Origin of the sequence: Enterococcus sp. FSL R5-0957 (assembly GCF_038008005.1) — a bacterium.
GTDB lineage: Bacteria > Bacillota > Bacilli > Lactobacillales > Enterococcaceae > Enterococcus_B > Enterococcus_B faecium.
Genome location: NZ_JBBOYG010000001.1, coordinates 2,362,501 through 2,385,535, shown reverse-complemented (window position 1 = coordinate 2,385,535; position 23,035 = coordinate 2,362,501). Strand labels below are relative to the sequence as shown.

Sequence of the window (23,035 nt, the reverse complement as noted above, 5' to 3'; positions counted from 1 at the left end):
TTTTATGGAAGAAGTCTCTATGAAAATGATTGTTGTTTCTTCAAAAAAAGTCTAAGATAAAATACAGAGGTGACTTATGAATTCTTCAAAAAAACAAATGAAAAACGGAAATATTTATTTAGTAATCGCACTGATAGTCGTTATAATCTTATTTTACAGTTCTTCTCAAACTTACGGACAGCAATCACAAGTTTCGCGATTAGAAAGCTGGCTGCCTAATCAGCCATTTAAAGACACATTAGCGGGTATACGTTTTAATTATGGTGGAAGTATGGTGAGTATCGACCATCTGGGCTACGCCAAATTTTTAGAGTTCTTTTTAAGGAAGGGCGCACATTTCGGTACCTATTTTATTTTGGGAGGCAGCTTGTTTTTAGGTGTTTTCCCCAAGCTAAAAATTTGGTGGCTGACAGCGATCCTTGCTTGGCTTTCAGCAACAGGGTACGCAGGTTTGGACGAATTCCATCAGATGATGACCGGTGGACGAACACCTATGTTCCAAGATGTCATGTTGGATTCGATCGGTGCTCTGACTGCTGTGATATTATGTGTGCTTTTTGCGGCATTCAAGAAGCGTTTATAGATTGGCTGTGGCTTTGTTTTTTTGTGAAATAGTACTAGAATAGAAGTGTATTCTCAAAAGAACAAGGGAGGAAAAATCATGTCAGGACATAGTAAATGGCATAATATCCAAGGAAGAAAAAATGCCCAAGATGCAAAACGAGGGAAAGTCTTTCAGAAACTTTCTCGTGAAATTTATATGGCAGCTAAAGCAGGCGGTCCTGATCCATCTATGAATCCAGCTTTGCGGCTTGTTGTGGACAAAGCAAAAGCTGCAAATATGCCTAACGACAATGTGGAACGGGCGATTAAAAAGGCTACGAGTGCCGTAGATGAAACGAATTACGATGAAATCACGTATGAAGGATATGGTCCGGGTGGAGTAGGAATCTTAGTCCATGCATTGACAGATAACCGTAATCGGACAGCGACAAATGTCCTCCGAGTAGCTTTTACTCGAAACGGTGGATCACTGGGAGAAACGGGTTCAGTCAGTTACTTGTTTGACCGCAAAGGATATATCGCTATTGAACGCGATGGGTTGACTGTTGATGAAGAGACGATGTTTGAGGATGTATTAGAGGCGGGGGCAGAAGATCTGCAAACTTCTCCTGAAGTATTCGAGATTTATACTGCACCAGAAGATTTTGCTGCTGTACGAGATGAGTTGGAAAAAGAGTTCACTTTGGCGCAAGCAGAATTGACGATGATTCCACAAACGACGATTGATTTAAATGAGGAACAAAAAGAGCAATTGGAACGTCTAGTAGATAAGCTAGAAGACGATGATGATGTTTCAGAAGTCTTTACTGCTGCTGAAATGTAAGTAGCACATGGTTAGATAATAAAAAGAAAGCACCTGTACCAATCGTACGGGTGCTTTCTTTTTATATATTATTTTTGTTAGAAGACCAATACAGGCGTTCCTTTTTCGACCATCCCGAATAATTCCTTCATTACACTTGGTGGGGTGTTGATGCAGCCGTGTGAACCGCGGGTTTTCCATAAGTCTCTACCGTATTCAGGTTGCCAGTCTGAATCGTGGATACCAACACCTGTCCAGTCAATCGGCATCCAGTAGTTTACCGGACTCTCGTAAGGTGTTCCATCGTCATTTGTTCCTTTTAAAGTTGCATCTTCTTCTTTATTCCAAACATAGAAGACTCCAGCAGGTGTAGGTGTAGTTGGCTTTCCGGAAACGATATCTGTTTCAAGGGCCGCTTTTCCGTCTTTGTAATACCACATATGCTGGTTCTCCAGATCAACTTCGATATACGTATCTTCGATCAATGGATGATCAGCGGTTGTGCCACCTTGCACAATGGGTGAACGAGTAAAATCTTGGCCTGCCAGAATCGCTTTTTTCAATGCTTCTGTCTCGCTGTCTGTTTGGATCGTCCAACTGTAAGTGCCAACTGGGACCGTAACTTCTCCTCTTTTTGTACTTTTAAATTTTGTGTCATTCGTACTTGTGTTATACTTTGTGCCTAAATCTGTTACATATTGACGTACTTGTTCTGTATCTAAATTGACTTTTCCATCATTGTAGGTCAGCCAACTCATAATATCACTTGATGGGATCTGGAAAGTCTCACCGTTTATACTGTAAGTAGCTTTTACATTTGCGATAGCATTCATGGATGCGAGTTGTTCTTTCAGTGAGCTGTCTTCAGATGTTACTTTTGGTTTTTCTTTGAATTCAGTCAATTCAATTGTATCTTTACCAGAGTTTACCGCACTTTTTAATTGTTTGACCGCAGCATCGACGTCGATCGTATTTCCATTGACTTCAGGCTTGATAACGAAAGAGTCACCTGCTTTTTCGATCGTTGCATCAGTAGTAGGTGTCCGGTCTTTGTTCAAATCAGTCAGCTTAGTTGTCAATGTCTGAACGGTAGTGTCTAGTTTTTGGTGGTTTTGACTGACAGGATCTATTTCTTGTTTTTCTGCCGCTGAGACATAAGTCATTCCCCAAGTCCATCCGTTTTGTTCATTTAGGATCGGAGAAAGCTCCGAAGTGAAATCATCTTTGTAGCCGAGCTCGGATTTTGGTACTTCCTGCCAGACTTTTCCATCTTCTTTAATAGCCAGTTTTTTATCAGAATAAGCTTCTTTTAATTTTTCATTTGCTTTTTCGACTGTTAGATTGCTGACATTTATTCCATTTATTTCTGTATTCGGCAAAAAATGCTTTGTGTAGTATGTACTGCGATAGGTATAAAAGCTGATCAGCACTAAGAGAACACCAAGAGCTGAAAGCAAAGCAACATGTTTCGATTTTTTTCGATGCGAAGATCTTGTCATATCGACAACTCCTTAAGTAAAAGTTTAGGGTGGAACGGTCTCATGATAGCATAATTTAGAGGAAAAGACGAAGGTTATCTCTACTTTATGAAAAAATTTAGAAACCATAAGGGTGATAAAAATAAAAAAAACGGAAAACACCGAATAGATGTTTTCCGTCATGTTCAAAGATTATTCAGCGTCTAGTTTAGCAAAAGCTTCATCTAGAATTTCTTTTAATTGCTTAGCAGAAGCAGCCATACGTTCTTGCTCGCTGTCACTTAAAGGAATTTCGATTACTTTTTGGATACCTTGACGGTTGATAACAGCAGGTGCACCAATGTAGATGTCGTTCAATCCATATTCGCCATTCATGAATACTGATAAAGGAAGAACAGCATTTTCATCATCTAAGATGGCACGAGTGATACGTGCTAATGCTACTGCGATACCATAGAAAGTAGCGCCTTTTTTCTCGATAATTGTGTAAGCAGCGTCACGTACGCCAAAGAATAGGTTAACCATAGCTTCTTCATCGATTTCTGGGTTGTTTTTTACCCATTCATAGATTTGCAAGCCGGCAACATTTGCATGTGACCAAACTGGGAATTCTGAATCTCCGTGTTCACCTAAGATGTAAGCATGGACGTTGCGTGCATCAACGTCAACTAATTCCGCAAGTGCTTGACGGAAACGAGCTGAGTCAAGAGAGGTACCTGAACCGATTACGCGTTCTTTAGGGAAACCTGAGAATTTCCAAGTTGAGTAAGTCAAAATATCTACTGGGTTAGCGGCAACTAAAAAGATACCGTTAAATCCTGATTCAACGATTTGTGTGACAACATCGCGGTTGATTTTTAGGTTTTTGTTTACTAAGTCTAAACGAGTTTCACCTGGTTTTTGTGGTGCACCAGCTGTAATAACAACTAAGTCAGCATCATGTGCGTCTGCGTAAGTAGCAGAATAGATTTTTTTAGGTGAAGTAAATGCCAAAGCGTGAGACAAGTCAATTGCGTCTCCTTCAGTTTTAGCAGTATTGATATCCACGATACCTACTTCTTGAGCGATATTTTGAGTAACTAGAGCAAAGGCATAGCTAGAACCTACGGCGCCGTCTCCAACAAGAATAACTTTTTGATGATCTTTTTTTTCTGCAGCTGCAGTCATTTAGTATCAATCCTTCCATTGATTTGTTTTTTCCCATGCTTATGCTAACATTTCTCAAGCCCCATGTCACGCTATTTGGCTATAAAATATAACAGATAACAAGGTTGTATTATATGTAAAAGCTTACATGTGCGTTATTTCACTATTTTTATATATCAATTATTTTATTAAACTTTGAAGAAATTTTTAATTTCTTTATCATTTATTAACGATTCTCTTTTAGCCGAAACGCCTTGTTTTGTGTTATACTATGCATTGACAAGTATAAAAAAGAAAAAAGCTCGATGGACTGGACCGCTAATTAGCAGTCCAGCCTTTTGTGCTGCTTTTTAGAATTAGGTGGAAAACAAAAATGAAAATGATCGTCGGGTTAGGAAACCCAGGTACCAAATACCAATATACAAAACACAATATCGGCTTTATGGTCGTGGATAAAATTGCACGCGAGCATCAAGCTACTTTCAAAAAAAATCCGTTCGAAGCAGAAGTTGCCGAATTTTTTCATAATGGAGAAAAGATCCTTTTAGTCAAACCACAAACATTCATGAATGAATCTGGTCGTGCAGTCGGCCCGCTAATGACTTATTTTGGGATTTATCCAGAGGAATTAGTCGTAATCTACGATGATTTAGATCTGGCAGTGGGAAAAATCCGGCTCCGTCAAAAGGGAAGTGGCGGCGGGCATAACGGTATCAAAAGTATTATTTCCCATTTGAATACGAATGTCTTTGATCGAATCAAGGTGGGAATCGGCAGGCCAGAAGGGAAAAAAACAGTAGTCCAGCATGTGCTTAGTCCTTTCAGCAAAGAAAATCAGCCTTTGATAGAAGAAAGCATGTGTCAATCTGTTAAAGCAGTCGAATATCTCATAGAAGGGCATTCGTTCGTGGATGCGATGAATCGATTCAATTGAGGAAGGAGGAAAAGGAATGGATATTATTCAATTAGTCGGAAAAGATCCGCAAGTAAAAGAATGGGTCAGCAATTTAGAAGAAAAAATGCCTAGACAACTAATCACAGGATTAGCGGGCTCAGCGAAAACACTTCTATTTGCTCGAGCGTTTAAGAAAACAAATAAAAACATGATTATTCTGATGCCAAATTTGTATTATGCGAATCAGTTAGCAGAAGATCTGCAACATGTGATTCCGCAAGATCAGATCCATTTATTTCCAGTGGATGAAGTGCTTTCTGCTGAAATGGCCTTTTCTTCTCCAGAAGCGCGAGGCGAGAGAGTCGCAACGCTTAACGCACTTCAAGAAAAAAAAGCAGGTATCTATTTGTTGCCAGTCGCATCTTTGCACAAGCGACTGCCGAATAAGAAAACTTGGCTACAGGCGCAATTGAATTGGCATATTGGTGATGAGATAGACGTGGAAAATCTTCCTCGCCAATTGACTTTGATGGGCTATGTACGAGAAGAGATGGTCGCAAAACCGGGAGAATTCAGTATTCGAGGAAGCATTATCGATATTTACCCGTTAACGACAACCTATCCTGTTCGTGTAGAACTATTTGATGTAGAGATAGATTCTATGCGGTATTTTGAAGCAGAAACACAACGCTCAATCGAAAAAACGGAAGAAATCTGGGTTTCCCCAACGAGTGAACAAGTCTACGGACCAGAGGATCTAGAACATGGAATAGAGCAAATGCAAAAAATGCTAGAAAAACGGCTTGCTGCGACCACAGAAGAAGCAGACCGCGAGTTTTTGCAAGATTACTTCGGTCAGCTGACTTCAAGCTGGCAAGCAGGTGTCCCGACAGAAGAAGCAAAATTCTACTCAGATCTTCTTTACCAAGAATCTGTGACGATCTTGGATTATTTCCCTTCAAATAGTTTACTAGTCGTTGATGATTATCAGCGAATCATGGAAACAAATCGGGAAATTGAAAGGGAAGCGGCAGAATGGCAGACTCAAAAAATCAGCGAATTGCGGGTGTTTTCTGAGCAGACATTTTCAGCAGATATACAAAAAATCGTGCAGAAGGAAAAGTTCACCACAACCTTTTTCTCGCTCTTTCAAAAAGGAATGGGAAATCTTCGCTTCCAAGCAATCCATAATTTTCAATATCGGACGATGCAACAGTTCTTCGGACAAATGCCATTGCTGAAAACAGAAATGGACCGTTGGCGCAAGCAAAAGCAAACTGTTGTGATTTTTATTCCGACAAAGGACAGGATACGCAAAGCAGAACAAATGCTTCGAGATGAAGACATATTAGTAGTAGAAACAGAAAAAAATGCATTGATCAGAGGACAAGTGCAATTAGTTGAAGGAGCTTTGCAAGCTGGTTTTGAACTTCCTCAAGAAAAAATAGTAGCTATCACAGAAAAAGAAATTTTTCAAAAAACAACAAAAAAACAAACGAGACGTCAAACAGTAACAAACGCAGAGCGATTGAAAAGCTATAATGAATTAAAAGCAGGAGATTACGTTGTCCATGCCAATCATGGTATCGGGAAATACATCGGGATGGAAACGCTAGAAGTAGATGGCGTTCACCAAGACTATATGACTATTTTGTACCAAAACGACGATAAACTGTTTATTCCTGTTACTCAACTGAACCTGATCCAAAAATATGTCGCCTCTGAAGCCAAAGCGCCTCGCATCAATAAGCTAGGCGGAAGTGAATGGACGAAAACCAAGCGAAAAGTCTCTTCAAAAATCGAGGATATCGCTGACGATCTAATCAAATTATATGCCGCAAGAGAGTCAGAAAAAGGATATGCTTTTGGACCTGATGACGCCTACCAAAAAGAATTCGAAAATGCCTTCCCCTACTCTGAAACTGATGACCAGTTGAGAAGTGCAGCGGAGATCAAACGGGATATGGAAAAAGAAAAACCAATGGATCGGCTACTCGTAGGTGATGTTGGTTATGGGAAAACAGAAGTAGCGCTTCGAGCGGCCTTTAAAGCGATAAAGGAAAGCAAACAAGTAGCCTTTTTAGTTCCAACAACGATCTTGGCACAGCAGCACTATGAAACGATGCTGGAAAGATTTGAAGGTTTCCCCGTAAATATCGGGCTATTAAGTCGTTTCAGAACAAGAAAGCAACAAAAAGAAACCATCGAACAACTGCGTACAGGTCAAGTTGATATTGTTGTAGGAACCCATCGAATCTTGTCAAAAGATATTGAATTTAGCGATTTGGGTCTACTGATTATTGACGAAGAACAACGTTTTGGTGTAAAACATAAGGAACGATTGAAACAGTTACGTGCACAAGTGGATGTTTTGACTCTGACTGCAACACCGATTCCGAGAACTTTGCATATGTCGATGTTAGGCGTGCGGGATCTTTCAGTAATCGAAACACCGCCTGCGAATCGTTATCCGATCCAAACATATGTTATGGAAAAAAATCCTGGGGCTATTCGCGAAGCAATCCATCGAGAAATGGGACGAGGTGGACAAGTATTCTATTTATATAATCGGGTAGAAACGATCGAACAAAAAGTAGAAGAAATCCAAGAACTCGTTCCGGAAGCACGGATCGGTTATGCTCATGGGCAAATGACAGAGGCGCAATTAGAAAATACGCTTTTTGAGTTTATTGAAGGTCAGTATGATGTTCTTGTCACTACAACCATCATTGAAACAGGAGTAGATATCCCGAACGCAAATACGTTGTTCGTTGAGAACGCTGATTATATGGGATTATCCACGTTATACCAATTGCGAGGGCGGGTAGGAAGAAGCAGCCGTGTCGCATATGCTTACTTTATGTATGAGCAGCAGAAGATCCTTAACGAAGTCAGTGAAAAACGTCTTCAGGCAATCAAAGATTTTACAGAACTGGGATCTGGATTCATGATTGCGATGCGGGATCTTTCCATTCGCGGTGCAGGTAATCTCTTAGGTGCTCAGCAGCATGGATTTATTGATGCAGTCGGTTTCGATATGTATTCTCAAATGCTAAGCGAAGCTGTTTATCGTAAACAAGGAAAGAATAGTCAAGTGGAGAAGACCACTGTTGAGATCGACCTCGGTGTCGATGCGTATCTACCTGAAACATACGTGGCAGATCAACGGCAGAAAATCGAGATCTATAAACGAATTCGTGAACTTGATTCGCAAGAAATGCTAGATGAACTAGAAGATGATCTGCTCGACCGTTTTGGAGAATATCCAGAAGAAGTAGCACATCTCTTGACAATTGGGCAGATCAAAATGGATGGCGATCGAGCGCTCCTAGAAACGATAAGGAAACAGGAGGCGCATATAGTCTTTACTCTAAGTAAAGTTGGAACAAAACGCTATAGTGTGGAACAGTTATTCGAAGCACTGACAGCGACAAAACTAAAAGCCAGTCTAGGCGTTGAAAAAGAACAGATGGTGATACGCTTGACGATCCCCAACCAAATGGAAGAAGCAGTATGGCTTCAGGAAATCCAAAAGTTTGTCAAAGCGTTGCGTGAGCAAAAATATCTGTCAGCGTAGGAAGGAGCAATGATTTGGATCATAAAGAAATGCGGCGCGTCATGCAAGGAGCATTTGTATTGACGATTGCTTCTTTCATAGCAAAAGTATTAAGTGCCCTTTACCGAATTCCCCTCCAAAACTTAGTCGGCGACGAAGGTTTTTATGTTTATCAGCAAGTTTATCCAATTTATGGGATAGCAATGACTTTAGCTTTATCCGGTCTTCCGCAGTTCATATCAAAGTACGTTGCAGAAAGAAAGAATCCTTTCGAGCGAAAGCAAGCTTTGCAAAATCTTTATCCCTTAGTATTTTGGACAGGTGTCTTTTTGTGGTTGTTTGTCTTTGCATTTAGCAGCTGGATTGCTTGGATGATGGGAGACATACAATTGAAACCGCTGATCCAAGTAGTTTCCTTTACCTTTTTGCTGATGCCTGGTCTATCTTTTTATCGAGGGAATTTCCAAGGAAGATTCTTGATGGAACCAACTGCTGTTTCTCAAGTAGTTGAGCAGTTCGTTCGTGTTTTTGTGATTGTCTGTAGTGCGTTTGCTTTTAGAAAGCTTGGATGGACGGTGTACCAAACAGGGACGGCAGCAATGAGTGGAGCTGTTTTTGGCGGTTTATGCGCATATGGGATCCTTCACTACTATGAACAAAAGATTCATGGAGGAGCGTTAGGCTTCCGACGGTTTCCATTGTTCAAACAGCCGTCAAAGCCCTTGATCCGGCGTTTTCTGGTAGAAGGCGGACTGGTTTCGATTTATAGTGGATTGCTTATCTTTTTCCAGCTGATCGACTCTTTCTTTGTAAAAAATGCTTTGGAAGTTTACGGACTGTCAGAATACGGTGCGAAGATAGCAAAAGGGGTCTATGATCGAGGTCAGCCTTTAGTACAATTAGGTTTAGTGATTGCCACTGCATTAAGTGCGACATTCCTGCCTGCGTTGACTCGTCATTTGACCAACCGGATCTATCGTCAGTTTTTACAGACAGCCAAAATATATCTTAGATTGACGACCGCTTTAGCATTAGCTGCGTCTTTGGGATTAGCCTTGCTGCTCCCTTATATCAATTATGCGTTGTTTAAAGATTATGCGGGAAATGCAGCGCTTGTATTGTTTGTTTTTTCCATTGCTTTCACTGCAGTCATCCAAGCTTATCAAAGTATTGCTCAAAGCAAGAACTCGTTTCGCCCTTCTTTAAAAGGCGCAGGATGGGGACTATTGGTAAAAGGATTGACTACTTCTTTTCTGACCGGTTTATTAGGAACAGCAGGTGCAAGCCTGTCTACCCTTTTAGGATTAGGTGTGACGCTTTGGTATTTTGTTCGAATCGAAACAAAAGAGCTAAATGCTTTTTGGAAAGAACGGCATTTTGGACGGAAGTTGATGATCAGCCTTCTTTGTATGGCAGTAGTACTGCTGCTGTATTATGGTGTATTGAATATAGTGTTTGGTCCTGTAACTCATCGTTCCACTGCTTTTTTTGTCAGCGTGATAGGAGTTGGGATCGGGGCTTCTGTGTTCATTTATACAGTGATCCGTCTTCGTCTGTTTACAGTACGAGAATGGCTAATGTTGCCTTTTGGTAAGAAAATCCTGCGATTAAATAAAAAAAATTAAAAAGTGAGGAATAAGATATGCGATTAGATAAATTTTTAAAAATTTCCCGAATCATCAAAAGACGATCAGTAGCAAAAGAAGTAGCTGATAAAGGAAGAATTCAAATCAACGGTAAATTGGCGAAATCTTCCAGTGATGTCAAAGTAGGCGATATTTTGAAAGTCCAGTTCGGCAACAAAACGTTGGAAGTGAAAATCACGGAATTACATGAATCAACCAAAAAAGAAGATGCACAAAAAATGTACGAAATTATTTCTGAAAATCGCACAGAAACACTAAAGAAATAGATTAGACAAGCTTTCACGATATTGGTATAATGAAAAAGACAATCAAAAAGATTGGAGCGAATCCAAGTGACGAAAAAAAGCAATAAAATCGCTGCGCTAGATACGGAATATGCAAAGAAAAAGTATGCTGAATTTCAGCAACAACAACGTCAACTGATTTTTCGAAGACGCAGACTGGCTGCAATTTTTGTTGGTGCTTTGGTCATTTTCGCGATAATAGGTGTGCAGATTTTCCATGACATGCAAAGGATGCATCAATTGAACGAATTGAGAGTCGAAGCAAATACTGAAATGAAAGAAGTCAACGCAGACGTTGATCAGCTGCACCAAGATGTTTCATTGCTGAAAGATGATGAGTATGTAGCTAAACTTGCCAGAAGCAAATTCTTTTACTCAAAAGACGGTGAAAAAGTTTATCCTATATTAGAATCAAATACAGACAGCTCGACAAATGAAACAGATCAATCAACTAGTTCTACAACTGCAAAATAAGCAGGAATATAAAAAAGGGAAATAATTAGGAGGAACATTTTTTTTATGTCAATCGAGGTAGGAGCAAAACTGCAAGGAAAAGTATCAGGAATCACAAATTTTGGTGCGTTTATTGATCTAGGTGCTGGAAAAACGGGTCTAGTTCATATTAGCGAAGTGTCAAATGGCTATGTAAAAGACATCCATGATGTTTTAAGTGTAGGAGATGAAGTAACAGTTAAAGTTATTTCAGTAAATGATGATGGAAAAATCGGACTATCTATCCGGAAAGCGCAGGAACAACCTGCTGAATCTGGAGAAGAAAGCCGTCCTAAAAAATATCAACAAAAAGATCCCCGTGACAACCGAAATCGTCCAGCACAGAAAAAATCTTTTTCTCGCAGTCAACCTTCAGCTCAAAAAGAAGACTTCGATTCATTGATGAGTTCATTTTTGAAAGATAGCGATGACCGCTTATCTTCATTGAAGCGAAACACAGAAGGAAAGCGCGGTGGCCGTGGCGGACGCCGCAGCTAAAAAGCCGCAAATAAGGATAGTGCGACTATTTGGGTCATAGTATCAACAGAGGGCAGGTTAATTGTCGTTTTAGACGTTTTCCCGCTCTCTTTTTTTTAGGAAGAAAGGGTGTGGAAAGGATGAACGTTGAAAAAGGCGGGAAAAAAGCACCGCTATTACAGCAGTCATTTATTCGGCACGGGAATGAACAAGGATTCTGGCAACAAGGATCGAGAATTTTAGCAGCGGTATCAGGTGGTGTTGATTCGATGGTTTTGCTCCATTTACTTTTACAAGTGCAACGCCAAATCGGTTTTTCTTTAGGTATCGTCCACATCAATCACCAATTAAGAGAAGAATCAGCAGAAGAAGCTGCCTATCTTCGCTCATATTGTGAAGAGAAGAATCTCCCTTTATATGTAAGTATTTGGGAAGATCCAGCCAAATCCGCCATAGAAACAGAAGCTCGTAACTTTCGTTATCAAGAATTCACTCGCGTGATGGAAGAAGGACAATATGACACATTGATGACTGCTCATCACGGAGATGATCAAATCGAGACGGTGTTAATGAAAATCGTTCGTGGGGGACAGTTAAATACTTTTTCTGGAATCAAAGAAGTACAACCATTTGCTGCTGGCAGACTGGTTCGTCCGTTGCTGAGTTTTAGCAAAGAAGACCTATATACTTATGCAGCGGAATCGCAGCTTGTTTACTTTGAGGATCAGACAAACCAATTGTTAGATGTCCAGAGAAATCGGCTTCGTCATTTGGTAGTTCCTCAATTGAAACAAGAAAATACACAGGCGTTGAGACATTTCCAGCAATTTTCGCAACAGATCCAATGGGCAGACCAAGTCATTCAAAAATATATGGGACAGTTGATCGAAAAGGAAGTCGAACAGTGGGAGGAACAATTTCGATTTTCTGCAGAAATGATTGAAGAAATGACAGATGCTGAACGATACTATTTTTTTTACTCCTTTTTCGACAAAGCATTCTCAAAAACAGGGATTATTTTGAAAGAACAACAAATGGAGTCGATTTTAGACCAGTGGCAACAGAAAAAAAGCCAATGGCAACTCAGTATTGGCAATAATTGGATACTGAAAAGAGAGTATCATTTTGTTGTACTCGCTAAAAAAGAAAAACAAGCAACTAGCCAGACAGAAGACCAGCGCTTGTTGCTGATTCCAGAACAAGGAATATATTTGAATGAAACAGAATGGATTGGTCTGGTCAAACCTGAAAATGCAGGGGACATCAAAGCAACAGATTCATGTTCTCTATTTTCTCATGACATTTGGATTCCTGCTGATGTGCAACTGTATGTCGAAAAAAGAAAAGCAGGAGACCGCATTAAATTAACAGAGAATCTCACAAAAAAAGTATCTAGATATTTTATCGATCAGAAAGTACCTAATTCACAAAGGCAGCATGCTTGGATCATTACAGATGCCAAAAGAAATATATATAGCTTGATACCTTTTGCCTTTTCATATTTGAGTATTCGTGAAGAAACTGATAAAATACACTACATACTTCTTTACAAATATCAAAAAGAAGCAATTGGAAGGAGAACCTGATGTTGGAAAAGGATATTGAGAGAATTTTGATCTCACAAGAAGAGATACAAGTTCGTTGCAAAGAACTAGGCAAAGAGTTAACAGAAATTTACCAAAACACCAATCCCCTAGTAGTAGGTGTCTTAAAAGGAGCGGTACCATTCATGGCAGATATCGTTCGTTCTATCGATACGTATTTGGAATTGGATTTCATGGATGTTTCAAGCTACGGGAATGCAACAGTCTCGTCAGGGGAAGTAAAAATCGTCAAAGACTTAGATACGAATGTAGAAGGTCGCGATCTGTTGATCGTTGAAGATATCATTGACAGCGGAAGAACACTTGCTTATTTAGTGGATCTTTTCAAATACCGCAAAGCAAAATCAGTCAAAATTGTTACACTACTTGACAAACCTGAAGGAAGAGTAGTAAATATCGAAGCAGATTATGTTGGCTTCAACGTACCAAATGAATTTGTGGTCGGTTATGGCTTGGATTATGCAGAAGCATATCGTAACCTTCCGTACATCGGTGTATTGAAACCTAGTGTTTATCAATCGAATTAATGCTGTATCTCAATTAAATTATGGTACAATAGAATGGTCAGGATTGATAAAAAACTGTTAAATTAAATTGACGCTTAGGGAGGGCAACTATGAACAAAAAGAACAACGGCATGATGAAAAATGCCTTGTATTATGTCCTCGTAATCTTAGCGATGGTAATGGTCGTTTATTTTATTTTTGGTAATAACGGCCAGCGATCGTCAGATATCGAGTACTCAAAATTCACAGAACAACTACAAGCAGGCAAGATCAAAGAATTTGAAGTGCAGCCTGCAAATGGTGTATATAAGATCACTGGTGAATACAAAGAACAGCAGACCGTCGCTAACAGCGGTGGGTTAGCTATCTTAGGTTCAACAGATACGACTACTACCCATTTCACAACAATCATTTTGCCAAATGATACAACATTGAGCCAAGTAACAGAACTGGCAAAAGAAAACAAAGTTGCTACAACAGTAAAAGAAGAATCAAGCAGCGGTATATGGGTTTCCCTATTGCTTAGCTTCTTGCCAATCGTAATCATCATCTTTTTCTTTTACATGATGATGGGACAACAAGGCGGCGGTGGCGGTGGCGGCCGTGTCATGAACTTTGGTAAATCAAAAGCCAAAGAAGCAGACAAAAAAGCTAATCGCGTACGTTTTTCTGATGTAGCGGGTGCGGAAGAAGAAAAACAAGAACTAGTTGAAGTTGTTGAATTTCTGAAAGATCCTCGCCGATTTGTTGAATTAGGTGCCCGTATCCCGGCAGGTGTACTTTTAGAAGGACCTCCAGGAACAGGTAAAACCTTATTAGCAAAAGCTGTTGCCGGAGAAGCTGGAGTACCGTTTTACTCGATCTCGGGTTCTGATTTCGTAGAAATGTTTGTCGGTGTCGGAGCAAGTCGTGTTCGTGATTTGTTTGAAACAGCAAAGAAAAACGCACCAGCTATCATTTTCATTGATGAAATTGATGCGGTAGGTCGTCAACGTGGTGCCGGTATGGGCGGCGGACATGATGAACGCGAACAAACATTGAACCAATTGCTTGTAGAAATGGATGGCTTCGACGGAAATGAAGGAGTAATCGTCATTGCTGCAACCAACCGTTCTGATGTACTAGACCCAGCGTTACTACGTCCAGGTCGTTTTGACCGCCAGATTTTAGTTGGACGTCCAGATGTAAAAGGTCGTGAAGCAATCTTGCGAGTCCATGCACGGAATAAACCGATGGCAGATGACGTTGACTTGAAAGTTGTGGCTCAACAGACACCAGGTTTTGCCGGAGCAGATTTAGAAAATGTCTTGAATGAAGCAGCGTTAGTAGCTGCTAGAAGAAATAAAAAGAAAATCGATGCTTCTGATATCGATGAAGCGGAAGATCGCGTGATTGCAGGTCCAGCTAAAAAAGATCGCGTAATCAGCAAAAAAGAACGCGAAATGGTTGCTTATCACGAAGCTGGTCATACGATTGTCGGATTAGTATTGAGTCGCGCTCGGGTCGTCCACAAAGTAACGATCATCCCTCGCGGACGCGCCGGCGGATATATGATCGCTTTACCAAAAGAAGATCAGTTCTTGATGACGAAAGAAGATATGTTTGAACAAATCGTAGGCTTACTTGGTGGACGTACAGCTGAAGAAATCATCTTCAATGTCCAATCAACTGGTGCTTCCAATGACTTTGAGCAAGCGACAGCTCTAGCACGAAGCATGGTAACAGAATATGGAATGAGTGATCGTTTAGGTCCTGTTCAATATGAAGGAAACCATCAAGTGTTTGTTGGCCGCGACTATGGTCAAACAAAAGCTTACTCTGAACAAGTCGCTTTCGAGATTGATCAAGAAGTACGAAAAATCTTGATGGAAGCTCATGATAAAGCTCGAGAAATCATCGAAGCTCATCGTGCACAGCATAAACTGATTGCTGAAAAACTTTTGGAATTCGAAACATTGGATGCCAAAGCAATCAAGTCATTGTTTGAACACGGTGTGATGCCTGAAGGTACTGAGTCAAATGATTATCCAAGCGAAAAAGAAGCGAAAACTTTTGAAGAAGCAAAACGTGCTTTGGAAGAAAAAGACGCTGAAAAACAAGCGGAAGAAAAACGTGATTTTGAAGAAGCAAAACATGAACTGAATGAGGAAAATAAAGCAGAACATGATTCAGATTCTCAACAATCAGAAGATAATCATTCAGACGATCAATACAAATAAAAAAATATAGGTCAATTGATCTGATATGACTCCCGAAAACCGGAACAAAAACCGGTTTTCGGGAGATTTCTTTATTTAAGATGTAAATAGGATGATGTCCTGTTTTCTAGATGATTCTGAATTATTTTTAAAAGAAGCATTCCAAAGTTGAAAAAAGCAGTAGTTGCTAGTATGATTCACTATGAGTTTAAAAACGGAAAAAGGAGTACATAACAAATGAAAGATTATTTGGTTAAGGCACTTGCTCACGACGGATTCGTCCGAGCATACGCCGTTCAAGCAACAAATACCGTAGCGGAGGCACAAAGACGTCATGATACTTGGCACACCTCCTCAGCTGCTTTGGGACGGACATTGGTCGGTAGTCTGCTACTTGGTGCGACGCTCAAAGGAGAAGACAAACTAACTGTTCGAATCCAAGGCGATGGTCCAGCAACAGGAATTGTAGTAGATGCAAATGGAAAGGGAGATGTGAAAGGTTACATCAAAAATCCGCATCTCAGTCTTCCTCTAAATAGTGAAGGTAAAATCGATGTGCGGGGAGCAGTTGGAACACAAGGAATGTTTACTGTCACAAAAGACTTAGGATTAAAAGAACCTTTTTCTGGGCAAACGCCGATTGTTTCTGGAGAAATCGCTGAAGATTTTACTTACTATCTTGCTATCTCAGAACAAATCCCTTCAGCTGTTGGACTGAGTGTATTGGTCAATACTGACGACAGCATCAAGACGGCGGGAGGATTCATGATCCAAATCATGCCAGGTGCCGATGAAGAAACAATCAGCAAGATCGAAGAACAATTAAAAACGACACCAAGAATCTCTACCCTCTTAGATGAAGGACAGACACCAGAAGAAATATTGAAAGGATTGCTTGGTACAGAAGAATTGAACATTTTGGAAAAAATGCCTGTTCAATTCAAATGTGACTGTTCAAAAGAAAAATTTGCAGAAGCAATTATCGCGTTAGGTGCAGAAGAAATCCAAGCAATGATAGACGAAGATCACGGTGCAGAAGCGGTTTGTTCTTTCTGTAATAACAAATACAAGTATAGTGAAGAAGAATTAGCTGGATTGAAGAAAGAAGCCTTAGGAGGGATTTAAGTGGAACACACATGGAAAATCGGCAATGTGGAAATCCCTAATCGTGTCGTTGTTGCACCGATGGCTGGAATAACAAATTCAGCATTTCGAGTCACTGTCAAAGAATTTGGTGCAGGCTTAGTCGTATGTGAAATGATCAGTGACCAAGGTATTCATTTCAGAAACAAAAAAACTTTAGAGATGCTCCACATTGAAGAAACAGAACATCCATTAAGTTTACAGATATTTGGCGGAAATAAAGATAGTCTAGTTGAAGCTGCTCAATTTGTCGAAGAAAACACAGCTGCCGATATAATAGATATCAATATGGGCTGTCCAGTAAATAAAGTAATCAAAGCAGAAGCAGGAGCAAAATGGCTTTTAGATCCTGAGAAAGTATACGAAATGGTCCAAGCTGTTTCTTCAGCAGTAGATATCCCAGTAACAGTCAAGATGCGTATTGGTTGGGATGAAGAGCACGTCTTTGCTGTAGAAAATGCATTAGCAGCACAATCAGCTGGAGCGAGTGCCATCGCTATGCATGGACGTACACGGGTTCAGATGTATGAAGGAAAAGCGGACTGGGAAGTATTGAAAGAAGTGAAAAAACATTTGACGATCCCATTTATGGGGAACGGGGATGTCAAAACGCCAGAAGATGCAAAACGGATGCTTGACTATGTCGGTGCAGACGGTGTGATGATTGGTCGTGCAGCGCTGGGCAATCCATGGATGATTCACCGCACACAGCATTATCTCGAAACAGGAGAACTGATTCCTGAACCAACACCAGCCGAAAAAATTGCTACAGCTAAACTTCATTTACAACGCTTAGCAGATCTCAAAGGAGAAAAAGTAGCTTGTAGAGAATTCAGAACACATGCGGCTTATTATTTAAAAGGGATTCCTCGAGCAGCGAAAGTGAAAGTAGCAATCAATCAGACAGAAAAACAGCAAGAAATCAATGACCTGCTGGATCAATTTGTAGAAAAAGCGGAAAAAGTACTATTGAAACAAACGTTGTGATTTCTAAGTTTTTCGTGAATTTTCAAGCCGAAATTCCAAGTTCGGCTTGCTTTTTTTGTGTTTCATTGGCATTATAGGAAAGAGATTAACATGAGAATGGAGGAACTTTTGTGACACAGGAACAACAACATCAAGTAGAAGATTTAAATGATCAAATGCTTGTACGTCGTCAAAAAATGGAACAATTGCGTGAAGATGGAATCGATCCATTTGGAAAACGATTTGAACGCACGCACAACTCAGAAGAATTGCATGAACTATTTGATCCAAGAACAAAAGAAGAACTAGCAGAAATGGGATTGACCGCTAGTGTAGCTGGTCGTATGATGACTCGCCGAGGAAAAGGGAAAGCTGGATTTGCGCATCTACAAGATCGTGAAGGCCAAATTCAAATTTATGTAAGAAAAGACCAAGTAGGTGATGAGGCCTATGAAGTATTCAAACATGCAGACCTTGGAGATTTCTTTGGTGTAACTGGACAAATCATGAAAACAGACACAGGCGAAGTTTCTATCAAAGCTTCAGAAATCACGATTTTGTCAAAAGCACTTCGTCCACTGCCAGATAAATACCATGGCTTAACGAATATTGAACAACGCTACAGACAACGCTACTTGGATTTAATCAGTAATCGCGAAAGCTTTGACCGATTTATGAAACGAAGCCAAATTATCAGCGAAATCCGTCGCTATTTAGATGGCAATGGCTATATTGAAGTAGAAACACCAGTATTGCACAATGAGGCAGGTGGAGCTGCCGCACGCCCATTTATCACGCATCATAATGCACTGGACATTGATTTATATTTGCGTATTGCGCTAGAACTTCATTTAAAACGACTAATTGTTGGCGGAATGGAAAAAGTTTATGAAATCGGCCGCGTTTTCCGTAATGAAGGAATTGATACTACACATAATCCAGAATTTACGATGTTAGAAGCATACACAGCATATACTGATTTCAATGATGTAATGAATCTGACAGAAGGTATTATCCGTAACGCAGCTGAAAAAGTACTAGGAACAGCAAAAATCACATATGATGGACAAGCTGTCGACTTAGAAAGTGACTTTAAACGCATCCATATGGTAGATGCAATCAAAGAACAAACTGGTGTAGACTTCTGGCAAGAAATGACATTGGAAGAAGCATTAGCTTTAGCCGAAAAACACAATGTAGAAGTAACCGAAGCTATGGGTGTCGGACATGTTATCAATGAATTCTTTGAAACATTTGTTGAAGAAACATTGACACAACCGACGTTTGTATACGGACATCCAGTCGAAGTTTCGCCTTTAGCGAAGAAAAATCCAGAAGATCCTCGATTCACAGATCGATTCGAACTATTCATCGTGGGGCGCGAATTTGCTAATGCCTTTACAGAACTGAACGATCCAATTGATCAAAGAGAAAGATTCGAAGCGCAAGAAAAAGAACGTGAACTAGGAAATGACGAAGCTCACGGTGTAGACGAAGACTTCTTGGAAGCCTTAGAATACGGTATGCCGCCAACTGGTGGTCTAGGTATCGGGATCGACAGATTAGTAATGTTGCTAACTGATGCACAATCAATTCGGGATGTTTTGCTATTCCCAACAATGAGATAATCGAATAAAAGCTGTCTAAGGAATTCCTTAGGCAGCTTTTGCTGTGTAGAAAGGAATAAATAATAACGAAAGTTCAAAAGCTAATGCCGACTATTCTAGACATTAAAGAAGACGAAAACGAACGATAAAGAAAGAAAAGTTATGAATAATCGCTTATTGAAAAAAACTTGAAAAAATACAAAAAATTCGTTGACCAAGCTAAATTTAGTTGGTATATTATTACTTGTCCAAAAGACAGAAGAAAATATTTATTCAAAAACATAACAAAAAAGTTATTGACATGTTACTAACGTCATGATAAGATAACTGAGTCGTTAAAAAAGAACCACTTGCGAAGCTTGATTCTATCGAAAAAAACTTCAAAAAAGTTCTTGACAAATAACAAACGACAAGTTATGATGAATGAGTTGCTGAAAGATTTCGAAAAACGAAATCGAAAAAAACTTTTAAAAAAGAGTTGACAATCGCTTGTCTCTCTGATATGATATAAAAGTTGCTACGGCAGCCAAAAACGAATCGGGAAACACTCCCGATGAAGTAGACCTTTGAAAACTGAACAAAGTAAGACAAACCAAATGTGTAGGGCGTCTTGATTCAATTCAAGACAACAAACATTTTTAACAAGCAAGCAATATGCTAGCAAACAAATTGAGCTTAACAATCGCAAGATTGTTCGAACTTTTTATGAGAGTTTGATCCTGGCTCAGGACGAACGCTGGCGGCGTGCCTAATACATGCAAGTCGAACGCTTCTTTTTCCACCGGAGCTTGCTCCACCGGAAAAAGAAGAGTGGCGAACGGGTGAGTAACACGTGGGTAACCTGCCCATCAGAAGGGGATAACACTTGGAAACAGGTGCTAATACCGTATAACAATCAAAACCGCATGGTTTTGATTTGAAAGGCGCTTTCGGGTGTCGCTGATGGATGGACCCGCGGTGCATTAGCTAGTTGGTGAGGTAACGGCTCACCAAGGCCACGATGCATAGCCGACCTGAGAGGGTGATCGGCCACATTGGGACTGAGACACGGCCCAAACTCCTACGGGAGGCAGCAGTAGGGAATCTTCGGCAATGGACGAAAGTCTGACCGAGCAACGCCGCGTGAGTGAAGAAGGTTTTCGGATCGTAAAACTCTGTTGTTAGAGAAGAACAAGGATGAGAGTAACTGTTCATCCCTTGACGGTATCTAACCAGAAAGCCACGGCTAACTACGTGCCAGCAGCCGCGGTAATACGTAGGTGGCAAGCGTTGTCCGGATTTATTGGGCGTAAAGCGAGCGCAGGCGGTTTCTTAAGTCTGATGTGAAAGCCCCCGGCTCAACCGGGGAGGGTCATTGGAAACTGGGAGACTTGAGTGCAGAAGAGGAGAGTGGAATTCCATGTGTAGCGGTGAAATGCGTAGATATATGGAGGAACACCAGTGGCGAAGGCGGCTCTCTGGTCTGTAACTGACGCTGAGGCTCGAAAGCGTGGGGAGCAAACAGGATTAGATACCCTGGTAGTCCACGCCGTAAACGATGAGTGCTAAGTGTTGGAGGGTTTCCGCCCTTCAGTGCTGCAGCTAACGCATTAAGCACTCCGCCTGGGGAGTACGACCGCAAGGTTGAAACTCAAAGGAATTGACGGGGGCCCGCACAAGCGGTGGAGCATGTGGTTTAATTCGAAGCAACGCGAAGAACCTTACCAGGTCTTGACATCCTTTGACCACTCTAGAGATAGAGCTTCCCCTTCGGGGGCAAAGTGACAGGTGGTGCATGGTTGTCGTCAGCTCGTGTCGTGAGATGTTGGGTTAAGTCCCGCAACGAGCGCAACCCTTATTGTTAGTTGCCATCATTCAGTTGGGCACTCTAGCAAGACTGCCGGTGACAAACCGGAGGAAGGTGGGGATGACGTCAAATCATCATGCCCCTTATGACCTGGGCTACACACGTGCTACAATGGGAAGTACAACGAGTTGCGAAGTCGCGAGGCTAAGCTAATCTCTTAAAGCTTCTCTCAGTTCGGATTGCAGGCTGCAACTCGCCTGCATGAAGCCGGAATCGCTAGTAATCGCGGATCAGCACGCCGCGGTGAATACGTTCCCGGGCCTTGTACACACCGCCCGTCACACCACGAGAGTTTGTAACACCCGAAGTCGGTGAGGTAACCTTTTGGAGCCAGCCGCCTAAGGTGGGATAGATGATTGGGGTGAAGTCGTAACAAGGTAGCCGTATCGGAAGGTGCGGCTGGATCACCTCCTTTCTAAGGAATATTACGGAGACTACACAATTTGTTTTTACTTTGTTCAGTTTTGAGAGGTTTACTCTCAAACACTTTTGTTCATTGAAAACTGGATATTTGAAGTAAATGTAAGTAATACAAACCGAGAACACCGCGTTGAATTTGAAAGCTGAACAAATTGTTTAGCCTGAAGCAAAATAGGCGGACGGCCATAAAATCTTTGATTTTATGAGACGATCGATCTTTTTGCCGTACAGGCTGATTTGTGAGCTGGATAGAGTTTTTTAATAAGTTCAATTGCTTATTTTCTTGATCTAACTTCTATCGCTAGAAGAAGGATCAAAACCCAACCGTAAGGTTGATAAGGTTAAGTGAATAAGGGCGCACGGTGGATGCCTTGGCACTAGGAGCCGATGAAGGACGGGACTAACACCGATATGCTTTGGGGAGCTGTACGTAAGCTATGATCCAGAGATTTCCGAATGGGGGAACCCAACATCTTTAATAGGATGTTACGATTGTGTGAATACATAGCACATTCGAGGTAGACGCAGAGAACTGAAACATCTAAGTACCTGCAGGAAGAGAAAGAAAATTCGATTCCCTGAGTAGCGGCGAGCGAAACGGGAAAAGCCCAAACCAGCAAGCTTGCTTGTTGGGGTTGTAGGACTCCAATATGGTAGTTCTTTCAGATAGTCGAATGACTTGGAAAAGTCAGTCAAAGAGGGTAAAAACCCCGTAGACGAAATGTGGAAGACACCTAGGAGGATCCTGAGTACGGCGGAACACGAGAAATTCCGTCGGAATCCGGGAGGACCATCTCCCAAGGCTAAATACTCCCTAGTGACCGATAGTGAACCAGTACCGTGAGGGAAAGGTGAAAAGCACCCCGGAAGGGGAGTGAAATAGAACCTGAAACCGTGTGCCTACAACAAGTCAAAGCCCGTTAATGGGTGATGGCGTGCCTTTTGTAGAATGAACCGGCGAGTTACGATTGCATGCGAGGTTAAGTTGAAGAGACGGAGCCGCAGCGAAAGCGAGTCTGAATAGGGCGTTTGAGTATGTAGTCGTAGACCCGAAACCATGTGATCTACCCATGTCCAGGTTGAAGGTGCGGTAAAACGCACTGGAGGACCGAACCCACGTACGTTGAAAAGTGCGGGGATGAGGTGTGGGTAGCGGAGAAATTCCAAACGAACTTGGAGATAGCTGGTTCTCTCCGAAATAGCTTTAGGGCTAGCCTCGGAATTGAGAATGATGGAGGTAGAGCACTGTTTGGACTAGGGGCCCATCTCGGGTTACCGAATTCAGATAAACTCCGAATGCCATTCATTCATATCCGGGAGTCAGACTGTGAGTGATAAGATCCATAGTCGAAAGGGAAACAGCCCAGACCACCAGCTAAGGTCCCAAAATATATGTTAAGTGGAA

At 41.2% G+C, this 23,035-nt stretch carries 16 protein-coding genes and 2 rRNA genes (1 of these 18 cut by a window edge); 16 read left to right on the top strand and 2 right to left on the bottom strand.

The window, feature by feature from the left end; all coding sequences use genetic code 11:
- Positions 1-76 precede the first annotated feature (76 nt).
- Together MKX69_RS11655 and MKX69_RS11650 are read left to right on the top strand one after the other, a co-directional pair.
- Complete coding sequence (locus MKX69_RS11655) at positions 77-583, top strand: VanZ family protein (protein ID WP_002287389.1); 507 nt, start codon at positions 77-79, stop codon at positions 581-583.
- Between the two features lie 78 nt (positions 584-661).
- Positions 662-1,387, top strand: coding sequence for a YebC/PmpR family DNA-binding transcriptional regulator (locus tag MKX69_RS11650; protein ID WP_341010305.1), 726 nt, complete (start codon positions 662-664; stop codon positions 1,385-1,387).
- Between the two features lie 77 nt (positions 1,388-1,464).
- On the opposite strand, the gene MKX69_RS11645 is transcribed toward MKX69_RS11650, so the two are convergent.
- Together MKX69_RS11645 and MKX69_RS11640 are read right to left on the bottom strand one after the other, a co-directional pair.
- The gene (locus MKX69_RS11645) at positions 1,465-2,865 is read right to left on the bottom strand and encodes a L,D-transpeptidase family protein (protein ID WP_341010303.1); all 1,401 of its coding nucleotides are present in this window, start codon (positions 2,863-2,865) and stop codon (positions 1,465-1,467) included.
- Positions 2,866-3,036: 171 nt separating this feature from the next.
- On the bottom strand, positions 3,037-4,011 hold the full coding sequence (locus MKX69_RS11640) for an L-lactate dehydrogenase (protein WP_341010301.1): 975 nt from the start codon (positions 4,009-4,011) through the stop codon (positions 3,037-3,039).
- Positions 4,012-4,363: 352 nt separating this feature from the next.
- On the opposite strand from MKX69_RS11640, the gene pth reads away from it, so the two are divergent.
- The 14 genes from pth to MKX69_RS11570 all read left to right on the top strand — a co-directional run.
- Positions 4,364-4,924: an aminoacyl-tRNA hydrolase gene (gene pth / locus MKX69_RS11635; protein WP_341010299.1), complete on the top strand. Its 561-nt coding sequence runs from the start codon at positions 4,364-4,366 to the stop codon at positions 4,922-4,924.
- 16 nt (positions 4,925-4,940) lie between these two features.
- On the top strand, positions 4,941-8,462 hold the full coding sequence (gene mfd / locus MKX69_RS11630; RefSeq protein WP_341010297.1) for a transcription-repair coupling factor: 3,522 nt from the start codon (positions 4,941-4,943) through the stop codon (positions 8,460-8,462).
- A gap of 14 nt (positions 8,463-8,476) precedes the next feature.
- Entirely contained in the window at positions 8,477-10,066 is a 1,590-nt protein-coding gene (locus MKX69_RS11625; protein WP_341010293.1) for a putative polysaccharide biosynthesis protein, read from the top strand.
- 17 nt (positions 10,067-10,083) lie between these two features.
- Positions 10,084-10,353, top strand: a complete 270-nt coding sequence (locus MKX69_RS11620) for an RNA-binding S4 domain-containing protein (RefSeq protein WP_002318863.1) — start codon at positions 10,084-10,086, stop codon at positions 10,351-10,353.
- Positions 10,354-10,419: 66 nt separating this feature from the next.
- Positions 10,420-10,845, top strand: a complete 426-nt coding sequence (locus MKX69_RS11615; RefSeq protein ID WP_002287409.1) for an FtsB family cell division protein — start codon at positions 10,420-10,422, stop codon at positions 10,843-10,845.
- Positions 10,846-10,890: 45 nt separating this feature from the next.
- Positions 10,891-11,361 carry a S1 domain-containing RNA-binding protein gene (locus MKX69_RS11610; protein ID WP_002287412.1) on the top strand — a complete coding sequence of 157 codons (471 nt, stop codon included), beginning with the start codon at positions 10,891-10,893 and terminating at the stop codon, positions 11,359-11,361.
- Positions 11,362-11,480: 119 nt separating this feature from the next.
- Positions 11,481-12,926, top strand: coding sequence for a tRNA lysidine(34) synthetase TilS (gene tilS / locus MKX69_RS11605; RefSeq protein ID WP_049142428.1), 1,446 nt, complete (start codon positions 11,481-11,483; stop codon positions 12,924-12,926).
- A complete protein-coding gene (gene hpt / locus MKX69_RS11600) occupies positions 12,926-13,471 on the top strand; it encodes a hypoxanthine phosphoribosyltransferase (RefSeq protein ID WP_002287415.1) in 546 nt (181 codons plus the stop codon). The genes tilS and hpt overlap by 1 nt, the downstream gene beginning before the upstream one ends.
- Before the next feature lie 89 nt (positions 13,472-13,560).
- On the top strand, positions 13,561-15,669 hold the full coding sequence (gene ftsH, locus MKX69_RS11595) for an ATP-dependent zinc metalloprotease FtsH (RefSeq protein WP_104856508.1): 2,109 nt from the start codon (positions 13,561-13,563) through the stop codon (positions 15,667-15,669).
- Positions 15,670-15,885: 216 nt separating this feature from the next.
- Positions 15,886-16,773 (top strand): Hsp33 family molecular chaperone HslO, encoded by an 888-nt coding sequence (gene hslO / locus MKX69_RS11590; RefSeq protein WP_002298174.1) that lies wholly within the window; start codon positions 15,886-15,888, stop codon positions 16,771-16,773.
- A complete protein-coding gene (dusB, locus tag MKX69_RS11585; RefSeq protein ID WP_002307694.1) occupies positions 16,774-17,778 on the top strand; it encodes a tRNA dihydrouridine synthase DusB in 1,005 nt (334 codons plus the stop codon).
- 110 nt (positions 17,779-17,888) lie between these two features.
- Positions 17,889-19,385: a lysine--tRNA ligase gene (lysS, locus tag MKX69_RS11580; protein WP_002296055.1), complete on the top strand. Its 1,497-nt coding sequence runs from the start codon at positions 17,889-17,891 to the stop codon at positions 19,383-19,385.
- A 680-nt stretch (positions 19,386-20,065) separates the two neighbouring features.
- Positions 20,066-21,625, top strand: a 16S ribosomal RNA gene (locus tag MKX69_RS11575).
- A 344-nt stretch (positions 21,626-21,969) separates the two neighbouring features.
- A 23S ribosomal RNA gene (locus MKX69_RS11570) occupies positions 21,970-23,035 on the top strand; it runs 1,849 nt beyond the window's last position.
- Together the 16S and 23S rRNA genes form the textbook arrangement of a ribosomal RNA operon.